This is a genomic window from Labrenzia sp. R5_0 (assembly GCF_017743835.1).
Lineage (GTDB): Bacteria > Pseudomonadota > Alphaproteobacteria > Rhizobiales > Stappiaceae > Roseibium > Roseibium algicola.
In genome coordinates, this window is sequence record NZ_JAGHRK010000011.1 from 57,799 (window position 1) to 77,963 (window position 20,165).

At 59.5% G+C, this 20,165-nt stretch carries 19 protein-coding genes; 17 read left to right on the forward strand and 2 right to left on the reverse strand.

Annotation, left to right across the window (positions count from 1 at the left end):
* The first annotated feature begins 78 nt into the window (after positions 1–78).
* On the forward strand, positions 79–765 hold the full coding sequence (locus tag J7447_RS30080; protein ID WP_077291668.1) for a TetR/AcrR family transcriptional regulator: 687 nt from the start codon (positions 79–81) through the stop codon (positions 763–765).
* 18 nt (positions 766–783) lie between these two features.
* Here the strand turns inward: J7447_RS30080 and J7447_RS30085 are convergent, their stop codons facing one another.
* Positions 784–1,926 (reverse strand): patatin-like phospholipase family protein, encoded by a 1,143-nt coding sequence (locus J7447_RS30085; RefSeq protein ID WP_209171726.1) that lies wholly within the window; start codon positions 1,924–1,926, stop codon positions 784–786.
* A gap of 390 nt (positions 1,927–2,316) precedes the next feature.
* Here J7447_RS30085 and J7447_RS30090 point away from each other — a divergent pair, with 390 nt between their 5' ends.
* From J7447_RS30090 to J7447_RS30105, 4 genes are all read left to right on the forward strand, one after another.
* The gene (locus J7447_RS30090; RefSeq protein WP_286189706.1) at positions 2,317–3,681 is read left to right on the forward strand and encodes an MBL fold metallo-hydrolase; all 1,365 of its coding nucleotides are present in this window, start codon (positions 2,317–2,319) and stop codon (positions 3,679–3,681) included.
* Positions 3,682–3,842: 161 nt separating this feature from the next.
* On the forward strand, positions 3,843–4,790 hold the full coding sequence (locus J7447_RS30095) for a glycine betaine ABC transporter substrate-binding protein (RefSeq protein WP_228932626.1): 948 nt from the start codon (positions 3,843–3,845) through the stop codon (positions 4,788–4,790).
* Positions 4,787–5,467, forward strand: a complete 681-nt coding sequence (locus J7447_RS30100; protein WP_023000133.1) for a L,D-transpeptidase — start codon at positions 4,787–4,789, stop codon at positions 5,465–5,467. The genes J7447_RS30095 and J7447_RS30100 overlap by 4 nt, the downstream gene beginning before the upstream one ends.
* A gap of 32 nt (positions 5,468–5,499) precedes the next feature.
* Positions 5,500–5,826: a hypothetical protein gene (locus J7447_RS30105; protein WP_055661556.1), complete on the forward strand. Its 327-nt coding sequence runs from the start codon at positions 5,500–5,502 to the stop codon at positions 5,824–5,826.
* 17 nt (positions 5,827–5,843) lie between these two features.
* On the opposite strand, the gene J7447_RS30110 is transcribed toward J7447_RS30105, so the two are convergent.
* Positions 5,844–6,503 carry a GntR family transcriptional regulator gene (locus J7447_RS30110; protein WP_152505438.1) on the reverse strand — a complete coding sequence of 220 codons (660 nt, stop codon included), beginning with the start codon at positions 6,501–6,503 and terminating at the stop codon, positions 5,844–5,846.
* A gap of 393 nt (positions 6,504–6,896) precedes the next feature.
* Here J7447_RS30110 and J7447_RS30115 point away from each other — a divergent pair, with 393 nt between their 5' ends.
* The 12 genes from J7447_RS30115 to proC all read left to right on the forward strand — a co-directional run bounded on the left by J7447_RS30115 (position 6,897) and on the right by proC (position 20,138).
* A complete protein-coding gene (locus J7447_RS30115) occupies positions 6,897–7,697 on the forward strand; it encodes a transporter substrate-binding domain-containing protein (RefSeq protein WP_209171727.1) in 801 nt (266 codons plus the stop codon).
* A gap of 325 nt (positions 7,698–8,022) precedes the next feature.
* Positions 8,023–8,685, forward strand: a complete 663-nt coding sequence (locus tag J7447_RS30120; protein WP_055661559.1) for an amino acid ABC transporter permease — start codon at positions 8,023–8,025, stop codon at positions 8,683–8,685.
* 10 nt (positions 8,686–8,695) lie between these two features.
* A complete protein-coding gene (locus tag J7447_RS30125) occupies positions 8,696–9,358 on the forward strand; it encodes an amino acid ABC transporter permease (RefSeq protein ID WP_023000138.1) in 663 nt (220 codons plus the stop codon).
* Positions 9,355–10,077 (forward strand): amino acid ABC transporter ATP-binding protein, encoded by a 723-nt coding sequence (locus J7447_RS30130; protein WP_209171728.1) that lies wholly within the window; start codon positions 9,355–9,357, stop codon positions 10,075–10,077. The genes J7447_RS30125 and J7447_RS30130 overlap by 4 nt, the downstream gene beginning before the upstream one ends.
* Positions 10,078–10,169: 92 nt before the next feature.
* The gene (locus J7447_RS30135) at positions 10,170–11,129 is read left to right on the forward strand and encodes a dihydrodipicolinate synthase family protein (protein WP_209171729.1); all 960 of its coding nucleotides are present in this window, start codon (positions 10,170–10,172) and stop codon (positions 11,127–11,129) included.
* On the forward strand, positions 11,120–12,052 hold the full coding sequence (locus tag J7447_RS30140) for a proline racemase family protein (RefSeq protein WP_209171730.1): 933 nt from the start codon (positions 11,120–11,122) through the stop codon (positions 12,050–12,052). The genes J7447_RS30135 and J7447_RS30140 overlap by 10 nt, the downstream gene beginning before the upstream one ends.
* Before the next feature lie 19 nt (positions 12,053–12,071).
* The gene (locus J7447_RS30145; RefSeq protein ID WP_209171731.1) at positions 12,072–13,502 is read left to right on the forward strand and encodes an aldehyde dehydrogenase family protein; all 1,431 of its coding nucleotides are present in this window, start codon (positions 12,072–12,074) and stop codon (positions 13,500–13,502) included.
* Between the two features lie 77 nt (positions 13,503–13,579).
* Positions 13,580–14,830 (forward strand): FAD-dependent oxidoreductase, encoded by a 1,251-nt coding sequence (locus tag J7447_RS30150; protein ID WP_209171732.1) that lies wholly within the window; start codon positions 13,580–13,582, stop codon positions 14,828–14,830.
* A 22-nt stretch (positions 14,831–14,852) separates the two neighbouring features.
* Entirely contained in the window at positions 14,853–15,956 is a 1,104-nt protein-coding gene (locus J7447_RS30155) for a cis-3-hydroxy-L-proline dehydratase (RefSeq protein ID WP_209171733.1), read from the forward strand.
* A 25-nt stretch (positions 15,957–15,981) separates the two neighbouring features.
* Positions 15,982–17,007 carry a proline racemase family protein gene (locus J7447_RS30160; protein ID WP_209171734.1) on the forward strand — a complete coding sequence of 342 codons (1,026 nt, stop codon included), beginning with the start codon at positions 15,982–15,984 and terminating at the stop codon, positions 17,005–17,007.
* A 136-nt stretch (positions 17,008–17,143) separates the two neighbouring features.
* Entirely contained in the window at positions 17,144–18,841 is a 1,698-nt protein-coding gene (locus J7447_RS30165) for a hypothetical protein (protein ID WP_209171735.1), read from the forward strand.
* A 442-nt stretch (positions 18,842–19,283) separates the two neighbouring features.
* Positions 19,284–20,138: a pyrroline-5-carboxylate reductase gene (gene proC, locus J7447_RS30170; protein ID WP_267480473.1), complete on the forward strand. Its 855-nt coding sequence runs from the start codon at positions 19,284–19,286 to the stop codon at positions 20,136–20,138.
* The last annotated feature ends 27 nt before the right edge of the window (positions 20,139–20,165 follow it).

Genomic DNA, 20,165 nt, shown 5'->3' on the forward strand with positions numbered 1-20,165 from the left:
TCTCGGGTACCATTATTCGCTTCAAGGTTCCCTCGTCAATCGAATTTCGGTATCAGTTCGTAACGGGGAGGAGACAAAATGAGCTCTTCAAGAACAAAAATTGTGCAAACGGGTTCCTGTCCAGGCGGACTTGATGACTGTAACGAGCAGCGGCAACGCGGACGGCAGAAGGTTCATGACGAGGCGACGCTGAAGGCGCGCGTTGTCGAGGTCGCCTTCGGCACGTTCCAGAAGCATTCCTACAACGGCACGACCATGGCACTGGTCGCCAAGAATGCCGGGATTTCCAAGCGGACGCTTTACGAGTTGTTTCCGTCGAAAATCGAGCTCTTCGCGGAACTCGCGATACGCCACCGTGCCAATCTTCTTGATGTGCCGGCAGGCCGAAAGGCCGAAACCCTTGAAGAAGCCCTGAGGGCGGTCTTCAAGGTTGACCAGAGCGATGAAAAACACAATCAGCAGGCTGCCGAAATGCGTCTGTTCTACGTGGAGGCCGTCGCGAACGAAGAGCTGGGCATGCTTTTGAGGAAACACTGCGGCAGCGAACTGCATGATGTGGTGACTGCCTGGGTGGAGGACGAGGTCGCAAAAGGCCGGATCGTGGTCCAGTCTTCGCGCGACACGGCAAAGTATCTTCTGGATGTCCTCATTGCGGCTCGGCTGTTCCGCCCGAAGACACCCGACATGATCACGGGCCTGTCGGATATTCGCACCTACCTCAATCACACGATCCAGCTCATCCTGAACGGCCTGCTGCCACGCTGACCGTTCAGGAGGGATGCTTCAGGATGCCTTGGCCTTGCGAAGAGGGGCGGGATCGGCTCTTTGCAGCCAGTGGCCGAGATCCAGCGTCGACCGCTGACCAAGTTCTGCACGGTTCTTTTCAAGAAACTCATTGGCAGCAGTGCGGCCTTCCTCGCGCAGTTCCTCCAGGAACGGCCAGGTGGAGTTGAGTTTGGATTGACCGCTGCGGCCATTCATGCCGGCACCTGCAATCCGGTGGATCCGCAGGTTGGCGACCGGATTGGAAACCGGGCTGGCGGCACGATTGGCGTTGAGGCCTGTCAGGCTCGGCAGGAAACCTTGCCGGGGCGACTGTGTGCCAGCGCCAGCTTGATGTTGCAATTCCGCCAGCAACCGCAGTTCCTTGATCAAAGGCGCATTGAAGGAGATCTCCTTTTCGCGCGCGGCGATCTGCTGGGCATCCTGCGGCAGGGCAGCTCGTTCGGTGGGGCTCGTCTGGACCAGCAACAGATCCGCATCACCCGGCTCCAGAACCAGAGGCATCAGGCTGGGGTTGCCGGTATAGCCGCCGTCCCAGTAATGCTCGCCGTCGATTTCGACCGCGTGAAAGAGGGACGGGAGACAGGCGGATGCCAGAAGCACATTGGTGCTGACGGCGCCGTTGGAAAAGATGCGCGCTTCACCCGAACCGACATGGGTCGCAGTCACATGCAGCGGTATGGCCGAGCGGGCAATGGCGTCGATGTCGATCGTTTCGTCTATGATTTCCCGTAAAGGGTTGAAGCCTGCCGGGTTGAGATCGTAGGGCGACAGGAAGTTCATTCCCGCGCCGAAGAGAAACGGCAGGCTTTCGAAATCTATTCCCAATCCACCGAGCACTGCTCTCGATGTCGTCATGTTGAAGGGGGTAAACCGGCTTCGTTTGGAAACCGTTTTCCAGAAGCCCTCCAGTGACGTGCGCGCTTCTTCGCGCCCGCCTTTCATTAGGCCGGTCAGCAGAGCCGCCGCATTCATCGCGCCGGCGGATGTGCCCGAAAGGGCGTTGATCTCGAGTGTCTCTTCCTCCAGGAGACGGTCCAATACGCCCCAGGTGAAGGCGCCATGGGCACCGCCACCCTGGAGCGCCAGGTTCACACGTGTCCTGCGCGCTCCTTTGGCGCTATGTGAAACAGTATGTTTCAAGGTCCGGGTTCCTTTCCACGAAGTAGTGTCCAGCCCCGAAACGTTTCCTCGTGATATTTTTTGCTTGAGTTTCGTGCCCGGCCGCTGGTGAGCGGATTTCGGCGGTAAACCATTTTACGGCCTGCCGGTGCATCGGAAGACTAAGATATGCTGCAATGCAGCATCTTTCAATGCGTGCACGTGTTTCGACAGACTTTTACGGTGAGAAACGGCAGCCTTCCGCGGGGAAAGTACTGCTGCGATGCAATGTTTCGAAGTCTGCGTGACAAAAGGGAGACTTGCGCAAGTTCCTGATTCCATGTCTGAATTCAGATGCCTTCCCGGAATGTGCGGGCAGGTGATGTCGTTTTGGCTGAAACTTTGTGCAGACGATCGGGAGGATGCAGCGCAATGAGCGTGAAACTGACTTTTCTCGGGGGCGTCGGCACTGTTACAGGTTCGAAATATCTGCTGGAGAAAGACGGCACGCGTGTGCTGGTCGATTGCGGCCTGTTCCAGGGTTACAAGCAATTGCGGCTCAAGAACTGGGCGCCTTTGCCTGTCGATCCGAAAACAATCGACGCGGTCATCCTGACACACGCCCATCTGGATCACTCCGGCTATCTGCCCCTCTTGGTTCGCAACGGCTTCAAGGGCCCGGTTGTCTGCACAAGGGCGACGCGGGATCTGTGCACGATCCTCCTGCCGGACAGTGGGTTCTTGCAGGAAAAGGACGCGGAATTCGCCAACCGTCACGGGTTCTCGAAGCACCGTCCGGCCCTGCCGCTCTACACGAAAAAGGATGCGGAAGTGTCGCTGGACCGGTTCCGGCCAGTGGACTTCGATGACGTGCATGAAATGCTGGGCGCTTTCAGCGTTACCTTCCGCAAGGCCGGGCATATTCTGGGGGCGGCGATTGTGGAGCTGACCTGGGGTGGCACAAGGATCGTCTTTTCCGGAGACCTCGGGCGCTACGGTGATGCGACGATGTTCGATCCGTCGCCGATCCGCGAGGCGGATTACCTGCTGGTCGAATCCACCTATGGCAATCGCCGGCACGAAAACCTTGATGCCGAGGACATCCTGGCCGAAGCCATCACCAAGACCGCACGGCGCGGTGGCACCGTTGTTATCCCCTCCTTTGCGGTCGGCCGGGCGCAATCACTGCTGTTCCATATACAGAGCCTGAAGAAAGAAGGCCGAATTCCCGACCTGCCGATCTTTCTCGACAGTCCCATGGCCGTCAGCGCCTCCAACATCTATGGCAAGCACCCGGACGACCACCGGTTGACGGCGGAAGAATGCGACTGGTCCAACGGGGCGGCGCATTATGTGGCCGATGTGGAGGAATCCAAGGATCTCGATCGCAATCGCATGCCCAAGGTCATCGTTTCTGCCAGCGGCATGGCGACCGGCGGCCGGGTGCTGCATCACCTGAAACACTATGCGCCCGACCATCGCAACATGATCCTGTTCGCGGGGTTTCAGGCGGGGGGGACGAGAGGCGCGGCGATAACGTCCGGTGCGGCAAGTGTCCGGATCCATGGCTCCGACGTGCCGATTCGGGCTGAGGTCGGCAACCTGCACATGCTGTCAGCGCATGCGGATGCGGACGAAATCATGCGATGGCTGGGAAACTTCGAGCGGCCGCCAAAGATGACCTACATCACGCATGGCGAACCGGATGCCGCCGACGCCCTGCGCTACAGGATCGAGAGCGAGCTGGATTGGCCGTGCTGGTTGCCGGACTACCGGGAAGACGTTGAACTGGAATAACGATCGCCAAGCGCTCCTTCTCCCAGCTTCCGTACAGCAGGAATGAATGCCGATATCGAAACCTGCAAGGCACTGGAAATAATTGTTTCTGCTATTTGCCGTTGCGTCAGAATTGTCGCAGTGTTTAAGGTAGGGGCCAAGGTGTGTAGGGAGTACTGGCTGTGTGGCGTTCTGTTCTCATGTCCTCGATCATGGCGGTCGCCGCCGTCACGTCTGCCAGGGCCGATGCCGTTGTGATCGGCGTGCCCGCCTGGCCCTCGGCTCAGGTCACCGCCTACATCATCGATGATATTCTCAAAGAGCGCCTCGGTGTAGAGACGGAACTGCGTGATCGAGGCACCCTGACAATTCTCTCCGATATCGGTCGGGGCGAGGTCCAGGTACATCCGGAAGTCTGGTTCCCCAACCTGTCTGCAATGGCAGGGCGGTTGAGCGAGGAAAAGCATGTCCTGTCGCTCAGCCCAAAGAGCGTCGCTGCGACGCAGAATATCTGCGCGACACGCGCAACGGTTGAACAAACCGGCATCAAGGCGGTCGCTGACCTCGTGAAGCCCGAGATGGCCGCGCAATTCGACAGTGACGGCGATGGCAAGGGCGAGATCTGGATTGGCGCCCCGAGTTGGTCGTCAACGGAGATCGAAAAGATCAGGGCGCATTCCTACGGCTACGACCAGACAATGACGCTGCTGGAAATGCCGGAAGATGTCGCCATGGCCGCCGTTGATGCGGCCGTGTCCTTCGGCAAGCCCGTGGTCTTCTATTGCTACGGACCGCACCATGTTTTTGAACTTCATGACATCGTGAAGCTGGAAGAGCCAGCGTACGACCCGGCACGCTGGACAATCGTCACCCGCGCCCAGGACAACGACTGGCTGGAAAAGTCACACGCCGACACCGCCTGGGACGCGTCCAGTTTCAAGATTGCCTTTGCGACTTCCCTTGAAAGCGGCATGCCCGAAGTGGCCTCGTTCCTGTCAGCCATGGAACTGACACCGGCCGATGTCACCGGGATGAGCTATGCCGTCGTTGTCGAGGGCAAACCGGCAGAAGATGTTGCAAGGGACTGGATTGCCGCGAATGCGGACAGGATCGGGGAGTGGACCAAATGATCAGGCTGCCGAGCGCATTTCGCACTGTCTTGAACTGGGTGCCGGCCATTGCGGTGCTGGCCTTTGCCGGCGTGGCGCTGGCGCAATCCTTCCAGACGCAGATCTACGATCCGACGACACGCAAATGGGTGGACTACACCCCGCGCGCGGCGGCGAAGTTCTATAACCGGCATGGCCAGTCGCCTGAAGAATTCCGGCGGCAGGTGGTTCCGTTCCGCACGGCTGAAAAGCCCGGTACCATCATCATCGATGGAGACAGGCACTTCCTTTACCTGGTTCAGCCCAACTTTCAGGCGATCCGATACGGTATTGGCGTGGGCCGCGACGGCTTCGGCTGGGCCGGCATCGTCAAGATCGGCCGCATGCAGGAATGGCCGACCTGGACACCCCCACCGGAAATGATTGCCCGTGATCCTGAATCCGCCCAGTGGGCGGGCGGCATGCCAGGCGGGCCCGACAATCCGCTCGGCGCCCGTGCGATGTATCTTTATATCGGCAACAAGGATTCCATCTACCGCATCCATGGCACCAACCAGCCCTGGACGATCGGTCTCAATATCTCATCGGGCTGTATTCGCCTGAACAACGAGGATGTCGCGGACCTTTACAGCCGCGTGGAAGTTGGCGCGAAGGTGATTGTGCTGATGCAGGGGGCTGCCCTTTACAAGGGCGTCTGAGACCTGTCGGTGAAGGGTGGGAGAAACTTGAAATGAACATCAGGGTATCGAACAGGGTTGCTGCGGGACTGGCTGCCGGGCTTTGTCTTTCCGTCGTCGCGGGCTGCAACACCAGCTCCAACCAGACACCGACCGCCGGTGCCGTGCGTTCGTCAGGCGAAACCGCACCAACCGACCTGCAACTGCTTTGTGCCTCGAAGGCCGCCGAAGAGCTGCAGGTTACCGGCGGCAATGTTCTGCCCGTCAGCTCCATGCCTTCGGGCGAAAACGCCTATCAGGTCAATCTGACCTTCGATGGCGGGCAAGCGGTTTGCGTAATTGACGAAGCCGGCACCGTCCAGTCGATCAATCGCGTTTAAGGAAGAGCCGGGCGGCTTCAGGCCTCCGGCAGATGCTTCAAGAGTGAAGCCTTGGCCCCGTGGATGTGTTCCCGGGTGAGGTTGGAGGCGAGGTTCGCGTCGCCTTTTTCGCAGGCTTCCAGGATGGCGAAATGTTCGCGTCCCGCCCGTTCCATGCCGTTGGACATGACCAGCTGGGCCCGGATCTGTCGTTCCACCCGGTCGATGGCGTTGTCGGCAATCTCCTGAAAGAACTTCAGATCGCTGGCGCTGTAGAGTGTTTCGTGAAAATCGCGGTTGAGGTCGCCATAGGCCATCGGATCGGTGGCCGAGGAGAACGCCGCGCATTTTTGCCTTGCGTCTGCCAGCAGCTCCTTCGACATCAGCGGAACGGCATTGCGAATGATTTCCGGTTCGACCAGCGCACGCAGGTCAAAGATTTCCGCCGTTTCCCTGGGTGACAGACCGGCGACGACGGCCCCCTTGTAGCGCTGCGTCTTGACGAGGCCCTGTTCCTCCAGGCGGGAGATCGCTTCGCGCACCGGAATGCGGCTGGTGTTGAACAGGCGGGCGATTTCGTCCTGGCGGAGAGGTTCGCCTTCTTCAAGCTGGCCCTCGATAATGGCTTTCCGCAGCGCGTCGAACACAATCGACGATGCCGAAGCAGTCGCGGAAATATCCATCGTTTTCAGTTTCATAGGACCAATTCTCCCTGAAGCCACCTTTTACGGGATCGCCCTTGATTGGTGAAGCGAAAATGATTTCGAATATTTTATATTGAATATTGGATCCAATCTGGTTTATCAATCTCGAGCCCAAGGAACGCAGCAGGCAGCAGTTGACGGAACAGCTGGTGCTGCGAGGTCCGGGTGCGGTGCACCGAGGGCTGTAAGGCCCGGCGCACGATGAGCGAAGTCCGACGGGAGGCGCATCTGCCGTCCGGCGGCTGAGCCGGAATACCCCGACAGCTCGGGAGGCTGCCGGGCAAAGACCTGGTCCGGATCGAGCGGGAAACCCGCCGACCGGGCAGGAAAAGACCCGGAGCGTGCAAGCACCGGGGCCAGAATGCTTCAGAAGGAAGAGGGGAACTCATGATCAGGAAATTCGTGGCTGCCGCAGCCCTTTCATTCGCCGCCGCGCTGCCGGTCAAAGCCGACACGCTGGACGATGTTGTCGATCGCGGTCAGCTGAAATGCGGCGTCGTGCTGGACTTTCCGCCGATCGGCTATCGGGACGAGAACAACGAGCCGGCCGGTTTCGACGTGGAATATTGCAATGACCTCGCCGCAGCGCTTGAAGTCGAGCCGATCATCTATCCGGTAACCTGGGCCGAGCGCCTGCCGGTGATCGTGACCGGCCGCGCGGATGTGGTGTTCGGCGCAACTTCCGACAGTCTCGCCCGTGCCCGTACCGTTGGTTTCACCATTCCTTACGCGATCTATTACGCGCAGGGCGTGGTCAACACGGAAAGCGGGATCAGCGCATTCGAAGATATTCGCGGCAAGCGTGTCGCTGCTGCCATCGGTACCGTGCCGGAGCAGGAGTGGCTCAAGATCGCGGCCGAATGGGGCGAAGAGCATCTCTACCAGGGCTATCAGTCCGAAAACGAAGTGTTTCTTGCTGTTGCCCAGGGCAAGGCCGATATCGGCCTGACCACCAACACCGCCGTCAAGCCGGTCACCGACCAGTCTGAAACGCTGGAGCCCGGCCCGCGCATGCCTTGGACCACGGATTACACTTCCGTTGTCGCCAAGCGCGAAGACGTGACCTGGCTGAACTTCCTCAACCTCTTCGTCACCCACCAGGTCCGCTCCGGCCGCTATGCCGAGCTGTGGGGCAAATATGTCGGTGGCGAAGCTCCGGAACTGCGTATCCCGGGCGTGATGTACTGAGGGTGATGCCGTGACGGGTGATCCTATCCTCCTCGGATGAGCGTGGGGTCACCTGCTACTTGCGACAAATACAGTGCCACCCCGGGCGACCGAAGGGAGACCCGGGGCTCACTCACCCCCGGAAAGTTTGAAGCGTGTGCTGATCCTCGGCGAAGAGATCCGCGGCTTCAGCAAGTTTCACCAAGAGAAGGCCCCGGATCTGCGCCGCGCTTGTCCGGGGTGACACCCGGAATACCAACCTCGGCAGTGCTCTTGTCTGACGGGATCTCACGAATGCGTATGCCTTGCCCCGATAAGGCGGGATAGCCGGAGCAATTCGTAACAAATGTTCGACTATAATTTCCATTGGCGGCCGGTGCTGAAAAGCCTGCCCGATCTGCTGGAGGCCGGGTTGCTGACGCTTGAAGTCGCGACCCTGTCGATGGTGATCGGCATCGTGGTCGGTCTTGCGCTGGCGCTGATCCGGCTGAAGCTGAAGGGGCCACTCTACTGGCTTGCGACAACGTGGGTGGAACTGGCGCGCAATACGCCTGCGCTGTTCCAGCTGTTCTTCTTCGGCTTCGGGCTCGGCGCCTTCGGCATTCACCTGACGCCGTTTTTCATCGTACTTGCCGGGCTCAGCTTCAACTGTGCCGGCTATCTGGCGGAGAATTTTCGCGGCGGCTTTCAGGCAGTGCCCGAGACACAGCTGCGGGCGGCACGGTCGTTGGGAATGACCTCCTGGCAGGCTTATACCCGCATCGTCATCCCGCAGGTTTTTCGCATCGTCTATCACCCGGTCACCAACCAGATGGTCTGGGCGGTATTGATGTCTTCACTCGGCATGCTGGTCGGGTTCCGCGAACTGTCAGGCGAGACCCAGTTCTTCGCCAGCCGCACCTTCCGCATCTTCGAATATTTCGCGGTCACGGCCGTCATCTACTACGTGATCGTCAAATTCATCCTGGCGGCGTCCCGGCTCCTTGCCATGCGCCTGTTCCGGTACTGAGGGGGCTGACATGAAAGAATCCATCAGCTTCTTTTCAGGCTTCAACATTCACGATTTCTGGTTCCTCGGTGAAGCTGCACTCCGGACCCTCTGGATCTCGGCTGTGTCGATTACCATCGGGACCGTGCTCGGCGGTCTGTTCGGCTGGATGCTCTACGAGGGCCGGCTGGCGGCGACGTTGCTGCTGGGGCCGGTGCTGGATGTGTTCCGCTCCGTGCCGCTGATTATCCAGCTTGTGCTGTTCTACAATTTTGCGCCCATCGTCGGTCTGGATTTCGATCCGTTTGCGTCGGGCGTGGTGATCCTGACCGCCTACACCGCTTCTCTGGTAGCCAACGTTGCCCGCGGCGGCATCGAAGCTGTCGGCAAGCCGATGCGCCGGGCGGCGCGTTCGCTGGGGCTCAGCTACTGGCAGGACATGCGCTACGTGGTGTTGCCCATCGGCGGGCGGGCCGTCTTTCCGGCCTGGGTCGGTGTTGCGCTCGGCGTCATGAAGGATTCCGCGCTGGTGTCGGTGCTCGGCTATGTCGAGCTGCTCAAGGCCAGCCAGATCCTGATCACGCGGACACAGGAACCCTTCCTGATCCTCTCCCTCGCCGGCGCGTTCTACTTCGCGCTGTCCTTCCCGATCTCGCGCTATGCCGCAAAACTGGAAAAAAGGTGGGCCCAATGATCGAGATACGCGGCCTTGAGAAATATTTCGGCGCTCTTCAGGTGCTCAAGGGCATCGACCTTGATGTCGAAAAGGGCGAAGTGCTTTCCGTCATCGGCGCGTCCGGGTCGGGCAAGTCGACACTGCTTTATTGCATCAACGGCCTGGAGCCGATCCAGAAGGGATCGGTGGTGGTCGACGGCACCGACGTTCACGCCAAGACGACGGACATCAACAAGCTGCGCCAGAAGCTCGGCATGGTGTTCCAGCAATGGAACAGCTTTCCGCATCTGACCGCGTTGGAAAATGTTGCGCTGGCGCCGAGGATCGTGAAAGGCAAATCGAAAGCGGAAGCCGAGGCGATTGCGGAAAAGCAGCTTCGCCATGTCGGCCTTGCGGACAAGCTGAAGGTGTATCCGAACAATCTGTCGGGCGGGCAGCAGCAGCGTCTCGCGATTGCGCGGGCACTGGCCATGGAGCCAACCTACATGCTCTTCGACGAGGCGACATCCGCTCTCGATCCGGAGCTGGTCGGCGAAGTGCTGGACACGATGCGCCTGCTGGCCGAGGAAGGCATGACGATGATCTGCGTTACCCACGAAATGGGCTTTGCCCGGGACGTCTCCGACCGGGTCGCCTTCTTCCACAAGGGCGTAATGGAGGAGATCGGCCCGCCGGCCCAGATCTTCGGTCAGCCTGAATCCGAGAACACCCGAAAATTTCTTGCTAACGTGCGCTGACCCGGCGCAACTAGACCTTACCGTCAGGCCTCAAGGCCCGTGCTTCGCACGTGGGAGCCAACCGACAGGCCCGACCCATCCAGGAGTGAATGATGACGTCCAATATCTTTTCCGGCTGCATGCCTGCCCTGATGACCCCGTGCAAGGCCGACCGTTCGCCCGATTTCGATGCCCTCGTGAAGAAGGGCAAGGAACTGATCGAAGTCGGCATGTCCGCCGTCGTCTATTGCGGCTCCATGGGCGACTGGCCTCTCCTGACGGACGAGCAGCGCATGGAAGGCGTCGAGCGTCTGGTGAAGGCAGGTGTACCGGTGGTCGTTGGAACCGGTGCGGTCAACACCAAATCCGCTGTTGCCCATGCCGCTCATGCGGCAAAGGTTGGCGCGCATGGTCTCATGGTCATCCCGCGCGTTCTGTCTCGCGGCATCTCCGTGTCGGCGCAGCGCAACCATTTCAGCGATATCCTGAAGGCGGCTCCGAACCTGCCGGCGGTGATCTACAACAGCCCCTACTACGGTTTCGCCACCCGCGCCGACCTGTTCTTCGACCTGCGCCGGGAATTCCCGAACCTGATCGGCTTCAAGGAATTCGGCGGCCTTGCAGACCTGCGCTATGCGGCTGAAAACATCACTTCGCAGGACGACCAGGTGACGCTGATGGTCGGTGTCGACACCGCTGTCTATCACGGCTTCATCAACTGTGGTGCGACCGGTGCGATCACAGGTATCGGCAATGCCATTCCCAAGGAAGTCCTGCATCTGGTGGCGCTTTGCAAGAAGGCCGCAGAAGGTCATGCGGAAGCGCGACTGCGGGCAAAGGAACTGGAAGAGGCGCTGGCTGTTCTGTCCAGTTTCGATGAAGGCCCGGACCTGGTGCTCTACTACAAGCACCTGATGGTGTTGAACGGCGACACCGAATACACGCTGCACTTTAACGAGACCGATGCCCTCAACGATGCGCAGCGCAACTATGTCGAAGCGCAGTACAAGCTGTTCAAGACCTGGTACGCCGACTGGAGCACGCAAGGCGGCGTGATCGCCGAATGCGCGTAATCGACAGCCATACCGCGGGTGAACCGACCCGCGTCGTGCTCGATGGTGGCCCCGATCTCGGATCGGGGACACTGGCGGAACGCGCCGCCCGGCTGGAAGCCGAGCATCTCGATTTCTGCGCTTCCGTCGTTCTGGAACCGCGCGGTCACGATGCCATTATCGGTGCGCTGCTGGTGCCGCCGTCCGATCCGGATTGTGTTGCCGGGGTGATCTACTTCAACAACCTGCAGAACCTTGGCATGTGCGGCCACGCCACCATCGGCCTTGGTGTCACCCTGGCGCACCTCGGCCGGATCGGGCCGGGACGGCACAAGTTCGAAACGCCGGTGGGCGTGGTCGAGATCGATCTGATCGACGCCAACACGGTGTCGGTGGTCAACATCGAGAGCTACCGGCTGGCGAAGGATGTCACCGTCGAGGTCGAAGGCATTGGTCCGGTCACCGGTGATGTCGCCTGGGGCGGCAACTGGTTCTTCCTGGTCAAGAACAGCCCGGTTGCCCTGACGGGTGCCAATATTCGCCCGCTGACCGACCTCACGCTGAAGATCCGCGATGCGCTGGAAAAGGCCGGTGTTACCGGTAAGGACGGTGCCTGGATCGACCATATCGAGCTGTTCGGGCCGGCCGAAGACCCGTCCGCGCAAAGCCGCAACTTCGTGCTGTGCCCGGGTGGTGCGTATGACCGCTCGCCCTGCGGAACAGGCTGTTCGGCCAAGCTGGCCTGCCTTGCCGCCGATGGTGCGCTGGCACCGGATGAGGACTATCTGCAGGAAAGCGTCATCGGCAGCACCTACAAGATCAGCTACCAGCCCGGCCCGGGCGGCGGCGTTATTCCGACCATCACCGGACAGGCCTTCGTCACGTCCGATGCCAACCTGATTTTCAATCCGGCGGACCCCTACCGCGCAGGGATACGCCTTTAAGCCCCGGATAAACCAAGTCATGGATTACAGGAATTTTGTCGGCGGGCAGTGGCTCGAAACAACCGACAGCACGCCCAACGTCAACCCGTCCGATATCAGCGATATCCTCGGCTACGCGGCGAAGGCCGGTGTCGATCAGCTGGACCAGGCCATCGATGCAGCGCATCAGGCAGCACCCGGCTGGGCGGCGTCGACGCCGCAACAGCGTTTTGATGTGCTGGATTTCGTCGGGACAGAACTTCTGGCTCGCAAGGCCGAATTAGGCCGTCTGCTTTCGCGTGAGGAAGGCAAGACACTGCCGGAAGGTATTGGCGAGGTGGCGCGCGCCGGGCAGATTTTCAAATTCTTTGCCGGCGAAGCATTGCGCCTCGCTGGCGACAGACTGGCATCCGTCAGGCCCGGTATCGAAGTTGACGTGACCCGGTTTCCGATCGGGGTTGTCGGGCTGATTACACCTTGGAACTTCCCGATTGCGATCCCTGCCTGGAAGATTGCTCCGGCACTTTGCTACGGCAACGCAGTCATCTTGAAACCGGCAGAACTGGTGCCGGGTTGCGCGCATGCGCTCATCGAGATCCTGTCCCGGTCCGGCTTGCCGGAAGGCGTGGTCAACCTCGTGATGGGACGCGGCTCGCAGATTGGTCCGCGCCTGGTGGAAAGTGCGAAGGTGAAGGCGATTTCCTTTACCGGCTCGGTGCCGACAGGGCGGGGAATCGCTGCGGCCTGTGGTCAGCACCTGAAGAAGGTACAGCTGGAAATGGGCGGCAAGAACCCGATGGTGGTTCTGGACGATGCCGACCTTGCCATCGCCGTCGAAGCTTCGCTCAACGGTGCCTTCTTCTCGACCGGTCAGCGCTGCACCGCAAGCTCGCGGCTGGTCGTGACCGAGGGCATTCACGACCGGTTCGTCGAAGCCCTTGCCGAGCGCATGCAGGCGCTGAAAGTCGGCAACGCCCTGGAAGATGGCGTGCAGATGGGGCCGGTGGTCGATGAGCGGCAACTGCAGCAGAACCTTTCCTATGTCGATATCGCGGCAAAGCAAGGCGGCAAGGTGCAGGGTGGGGAACGGCTTAACCGCGACACGGAAGGTTTCTACATGGCGCCGGCCCTGGTCAGCGAAACCGACAACGCCATGCGGATCAATACCGAAGAGGTCTTCGGCCCGGTCGCATCCGTTATTCGCGTGAAGGATTACGAGGAAGCGCTGGCTGTCGCCAACGATACGGAATTCGGGTTGAGCGCTGGTATCTGTACCAAGTCGCTGAAATATGCCAGCCACTTCAAGGCCAATGCCGAGGCCGGCATGGTGATGGTCAATCTGCCGACGGCAGGTGTCGATTATCACGTGCCTTTTGGCGGCACCAAAGGATCCAGCTTCGGCTCGCGCGAGCAAGGCCGTTACGCCGCTGAATTCTACACTTCGGTCAAGACTGCCTACACGCTCCCCTAAAGTGTGGCCAACGGGCAGCAAACTGCCTGCGGGGCACTTCGCCCTGCCTCGCAGGCCTTTTTTGAAAGACTTTGAAAATGGCGGACGAGACCGTCCAGGATATCATCGTGATCGGCGCCGGCATCATCGGCATCAGTTCCGCGCTTGCCCTGCAGGCAAGGGGGCGGCAGGTGCTTGTGCTGGATCGGCAGGCAGAAACGGCACGCGCATCGGAGATGAACGCCGGCGCTTTCGCCTTTACCGATATCGTTCCGCTGGCAACGCCCGGCATCATGCGCAAGGCACCGAAATGGTTGCTCGATCCGCTTGGTCCTCTCTCCGTTCCGCCCGCCTATGCCCTCAAGATCGCACCCTGGATGCTGCGGTTCTGGCGGGCAAGCTGGCCGGATCGCTACCAGGCGTCGATGTCGGCACAGGCCGCCTTGATGAAGCTGGCGCAGGAGGCGCTTGCCCGGCAGGTTGCGGACACCGGAGCAGCCTCCCTGATCCAGGCCGAAGGGCAGCTGCAGCTTTATGAAGGCGAAGCGGAATTCCGTGCCAGCCTGCCCGGCTGGGAGCTGCGCAAGCAACATGGCATCCGCTTCGAACTGCTTGAGAGCCCGGAGGCTATCGCCGCCGTTCAGCCGGGTCTTGACCGTCGCTTCACTCATGCCGCCTTCACGCCGGACTGGGCCAACACTTGTGATCCCGCCCGCTGGCTGGCGCATCTGACGTCTGTCTTCCTGCAGCGGGGCGGACGGATCGAAAGCGCTGACGTATCAGGTCTGATGCCGAGTGAAGACAGTGTCCAGATCGACGCCTCCGGTAGAGCCTGGATGGCGAAACAGGTCGTCGTGACCGCAGGTGCCTGGTCGCACCGCCTTGCAAAGACGATCGGCGACCGCATCCCTCTTGAGACCGAACGCGGCTACAACACGACGCTGCCGGAAGGCTCCTTTGACCTGAAAACCCACCTGACCTTTTCCGGTCACGGCTTCGTCGTTACCAAGATCAATGGCGGCGTCCGTGTCGGTGGGGCCGTCGAACTGGGCGGGCTGACGCTTCCACCGAATTTCAAGCGCGCCGACATCCTGCTGGACAAGGCCCGGCGGTTCCTGCCTGCCCTGAAAACGGACGGCGGCAAGAAATGGATGGGCTTCAGGCCCTCAATGCCCGACAGCCTGCCCGTCATCGACCGCTCACCCGGTGACCGCCGGGTCGTCTATGCCTTCGGGCATGGTCACCTCGGCCTGACGCAGTCCGCGGGGACAGCCGAACTGGTCGCCAATCTCGTATCCGATACACAAAACCCCGTCGATATGGCCGCCTTTTCCGCGCGGCGCTTCTAAACTCTTTTGGAGGAGGAACTTCATGAAAATTACGGCCATCAACGTCTTTCAGGTCGACCTTCCCCTGAAAGAAGGGCGCTACAGCTGGTCCAACGGCAATTTCGTGGAAGTCTTCGACAGCACCGTTGTCGAGATCGAGACTGATGAAGGCCTCAAGGGCTATGCCGAATGCTGCCCGCTCGGGTCTGCCTATCTGCCGAGTTATGCCCTTGGGGTGCGGTCAGGGCTTCAGGAACTGGCGCCCCACCTGATCGGAAAGGATCCGCTCAATATCGGTGAAATCAACCGGGTGATGGATGCTGCGCTGCGCGGTCATCCCTATGCCAAGGCGCCGATCGACATCGCCTGCTGGGACCTGCTGGGCAAGGCGACGGGCCAGCCGCTTTATACGTTGCTTGGCGGTGCAGCCCAGGACGACGTGGTGCTTTACCGGGCGATCAGCCAGGAAGCGCCGGAGATCATGGCAAAGAAGATCGAAGGTTATGCTGCCGAAGGCTATACCAAGTTCCAGCTGAAGGTCGGCGGCGATGCCAATGACGATATCGACCGCATCCACGCCACACGCGAAGTTTTGAAGAAATCGGATCTGCTGGTGGCCGACGCCAACACCGGCTGGACCCGGCATGAAGCCGCGCGCGTCGTCGGGGCAGTGTCCTCGCTTGATGTCTATATCGAGCAGCCCTGCCTCACATATGAGGAAAGCGTCTCCATTCGCCGCCGGACGGCGCTGCCCTTCGTTCTGGACGAGGTGATCGACGGTCCGAACACGCTGGTGCGCGGCATTTCCGAAGACGCGATGGATTGCATCAACCTGAAGATCTCGAAGGTCGGTGGCCTGACCAAGGCCAAGCTGATGCGTGATCTCTGCATTGCCCACGGTATTCCGATGACGATCGAAGACACCTGGGGCGGGGACATTGTCACGGCGGCGATCGCCCATCTGGCGCGCTCGACCCCATCGGATTTCACTTTCTCGGCAACGGACTTCAACAGCTACGGCACGATTGATATCGCGGAAGGCGCACCCAAGCGTGTCAATGGCCGCATGACGGCTTCCGAGCGGCCGGGCCTCGGCATCACGCCGATCTTTGATGCTTTGGGCGAACCTGTCGCTCGCTATTCCTGAACCGGCTGACCTCAAGGGCAGAGACATGCGCAGCAGCAAGACCATCCATGTGATTTCCTGCCACGCGGAAGGCGAGGTCGGCGACGTGATCGTCGGCGGCGTCGCCCCTCCGCCGGGCGAAACGCTCTGGGAACAGAGAAGCTTCATCGCGAAGGACCAGACGCTGCGCAATTTCGTGTTGAACGAACCGCGTGGAGGTGTGTTCCGTCATGTGAACCTGCTTGTCCCGCCCAAACATCCGGAGGCGGATGCCGCCTTCATCATCATGGAGCCGGAAGACACGCCGCCGATGTCAGGATCCAACTCCATCTGCGTCTCCACGGTACTGCTTGACGGCGGTATTGTTCCGATGGTCGAACCGGTCACGGAGATGGTTCTGGAAGCGCCCGGTGGACTGGTGCGGGTGAAGGCCGAATGCCGGAATGGCAAGGCGGAGCGCATCTTCGTCCAGAATGTCACCAGCTTTGCCGACAAACTGTCAGTGCCGCTGGAAGTGGAAGGCATCGGCACGCTGACAGTCGACACCGCCTATGGCGGCGACAGTTTCGTGGTTGTCGACGCCGAGGCGCTCGGGTTCGGGATCGTCGAAGACGAGGCCAAGGACATTGCCCGCCTGGGTGTCCGGATCACCGATGCAGCCAACGAACAGCTCGGCTTTTCCCATCCGGAAAATGCCGACTGGAACCACATCTCCTTCTGCGCCTTCTGCGGCCCGCTGTCGAAGACGCCGACGGGCCTCTCCGGACGGTCCGCTGTTGCCATCCAGCCGGGCAAGGTCGACCGCTCCCCAACGGGTACGGCCGTTTCTGCCCGGATGGCGCTGATGGCGGCGAAGGGGCAAATGAACGTCGGCGACACCTTCGAAGCCGTTTCCATCATCGGGTCCACCTTCACCGGCCGCATCGTTTCACAACAGATGGCGGGCGACCGGGCCGGGATTGTTCCGGAAGTTTCCGGGCGTGGCTGGGTCACCGGCATTCACCAACACATGCTCGACCCAAGCGACCCCTGGCCGGGCGGCTACAAGCTCAGCGATACCTGGGGTGCGTGACGGCTGAAGACTGGTGAAGCGTGAGTGCCAATATTGATCGGAGAGTTTGCCGAAAATTCAGTTTGCGGACGGTGGCCTCAAATTGGCTCGATTGAAGCATTAGCTGTTGGTGTGCCGTCTCTTCCGAGCAAGCAATATGCGACTTGTTAAGACACTATTTTTTGCCATCTCACTCGGTCTGGTTTGCGGACATGTCCAGGCTAAGGACTTTGATCCTCCTTTCGCTCAGGAGGTTGAAGATGCCAGATTTCAATGTGAGTTAGCGCTCTCGAAAGACTGTCTGCACACTTTGGCACTGGGTCAAGCTCATGAGGAAGACCTGCGTACCGGTTCGAGCAAGCTGTTCAAGGCGTTCCTTTGGCGAATTTATGCAGACGACGAAATTCGCTCCGAGCAACTCAGGGATATGAGCCCGCCAACGGTGGAAACGCTGCTTGATGCCGGACAATGGGCAGAAGCCGAAAAGCTATTTCTTGAATACAATAAAAGTACGATCTTTGAGTTCGGATCGCCGAGGGGAACCTTCATAAAACAAATGATACTCGCTCAACTTGAGCAGGGAGAAATCGAGCTGGCGATACAGGCTGCTGGAAGCCTTGGCGATGTTTGGAATGAGCGGCTGGAAGCTCATCTGATCATAGTGAAGCACCTGCTTGATCGCGGCAATCATGAGCAGGCTCTGAAAATTGCTGACAACCTTACCCGCCATTTTCATAGAGCGGTTGTTCGGAGCGAAATCCTGGTGAGGCTCGTTTTCAGGAAGGAATTTGAGGCGGCACTCAGAGTGGCGCATTCGCTAAAAACCTTGGCGCTGGTTGATCCTCATTTTTTGCCCCGTGCTTATAAGGCTTATCTCGCTATAGCGCGTGGCCAGCTGGAAGCAGGGGACGTCACCGCCTCAAAACGAACGATGGGTATGATTCCCGACCTCAACGAGGCAACAGACACAGAGTTTGAAGTCTTCGTAGAGGCCGCAGATTTGCTGCTAAAGCTTGGCAACAGGAAATCTGCTCAGCTTATGGCATTAAGAGCTTCTGGGGCAGCAAAGCAGACAACAGGGACTCCCAATGATGACAAAGTTCGGCGTCTGGCCGTTGCGGGGCGCTTTCTCGTTTGGTCTGGCATGGTTGATAAAGGGCGTGCCGCCTTTGAGCAGGCTGAACAACTTCTTTTGGGTCGAAGTGCCAAGGGGCTGGAGGCCCGCATGGCATTTCATGTTAACAAGGTTCTGGCCGGGCCTCGTGAGGCCACGCAATCCGACCGGGAAGTCATCTACAGGATCCTTCGCACAGAGAAGACTTTTGAGCGATCTCTGTTGTCCGAAGTGAAGCCTTTGCTCGATGCTGGATTCGACGAGGAAATGTATCAGGCGATCATTGCGCTTGATGCAAATGAGCGCCGATACAATGTTACCGATGATCTGATGTTGCCTCTTATCGAAAAAGACATTGAAGCCGGAAAGTTCGAACGCGCTGAACAAGTCGCTGAAAGCGCAAATACCTGGGTTGTCAGGGCAAGAGGTGTCTTTGCCGTTGCCAGCAAAACGTCGACTTCAGAAGCACGCAGGTTGCTAAATGAACTGCATGAATGGGCCAGAAGCAATCACAGGATCAGAAATTTCGAATGGACAGCAAGCCGAACTGGCTATGATGTTTTCCGCTTGTGCGGCATAGGTGCAAAACAGGTTCAGCTAGGTTTTGTGGACGATGCGCATGCCACGTTGAAACAGGCTTACATTTTGGCGAACAAGATGAGTTTTAAAGCCAAGGCTGCGTCCTTTCTGTCCATCGCCGAAGCATTAGACGGCACTCTGCCAGCCAAGTATGCTCAATAAGCCACTTCAGCAGCTGGTCATCGAAAGTATGCTGGTGTGTCTCGATTAAGATTATTTTTCTTTGCATTCTAAAGACTGTCTCTTCAGTTGCATTCACCAACACATGCTCGACCCAAGCGACCCCTGGCCGGGCGGCTACAAGCTCAGCGACACCTGGGGTGCGTGACTGTCGGCTGAGGTGACGTAGAGAATGACTGGTCTTGTTGGGGTGTTTCCCTAGCGGGGCTTGTCATAAATATCGATATTGCTCTACTGGCAAGCTTCCTTACGTCATTCGTCTATAAGGAAAAACGTCAAGTAAACTGAATTCCTCAACTCCATTCCTCTAAAGCGAATTTTGGAGGAAAGGAAAAATTACCAGTATCGACCGGTTAAGACTTGTGAGTGGTGCAGGAAAGCATTCTATTAGCGCAAAGACCTGAATATTTGCGAACGCATGATTATGGACAAATTGGCGAAAAGAGGCGTTTGCCTCATTGGTTGCGGTTTCATGGGCAAGGCTCTGGTGGAAGCCTGGCTGGCAAAGGGAATGCCTGCCGGTTCCATCTACGTGCGCGATCCCCGACCATCCGGCTGGCTGCAAAGCCAGGCGGGCGTCAACATCAACGAGCCTTTCCCGGCGTCTCCGGCCGCGATTGTCATCGCCACTCGTCCGCAGATCGTGGAGAAGGTTCTGGCACCGCTCGGCTCCTTCGGGGGTGGCGAAACGGTGATCCTGTCGATTGCGGCCAGCAAACCGATTTCGGTGCTGGAAAAGCAATTCCCGGATGGAACGCCAATCATTCGCGCGATGCCCAACCTGCCGGCAACGGTCGGCTCTGCTGTCTCGACCTTTGTTGCCAACGAGGCGCTGACTGCCAGCCAGAAGGTGGAAGCCCTCAAGCTGATTGCCGCCTTCGGCTCGGTTGTTGAATTGCCGGACGAAGACCTGCTGCCGGTGGTTACTGCCTTGTCCGGTGCAGGGCCTGCCTATGTGTTTGCCATGGCCGAGGCCTTTGCCGCGGCAGGGGCACGCCTTGGTCTGCCGGAGGACCTTGCTCATGAGTTGGCCGTGCGCACAGTGGCCGGCGCCGGGCGCATGCTTGCGCAGCCGGACGCGGATGCGACCGGGTTCCGCGTCGCCGTGACGTCCAAAGGCGGCACGACCGAAGCAGGCATGCTGGAGTTCATGGCTGACGAGAACGGCATTCAGGATCTCGCCCGCCGCACGGTTGAAGCCGCTGCCGAGCGCTGCAAGGAACTGTCCGGACTGAAACCTGCCGAGCAGCCCAGGACCCTGCGGCTCGTCAGGGACTAGTGGCGGTTTCCTGCAGAAGCCGCCTGG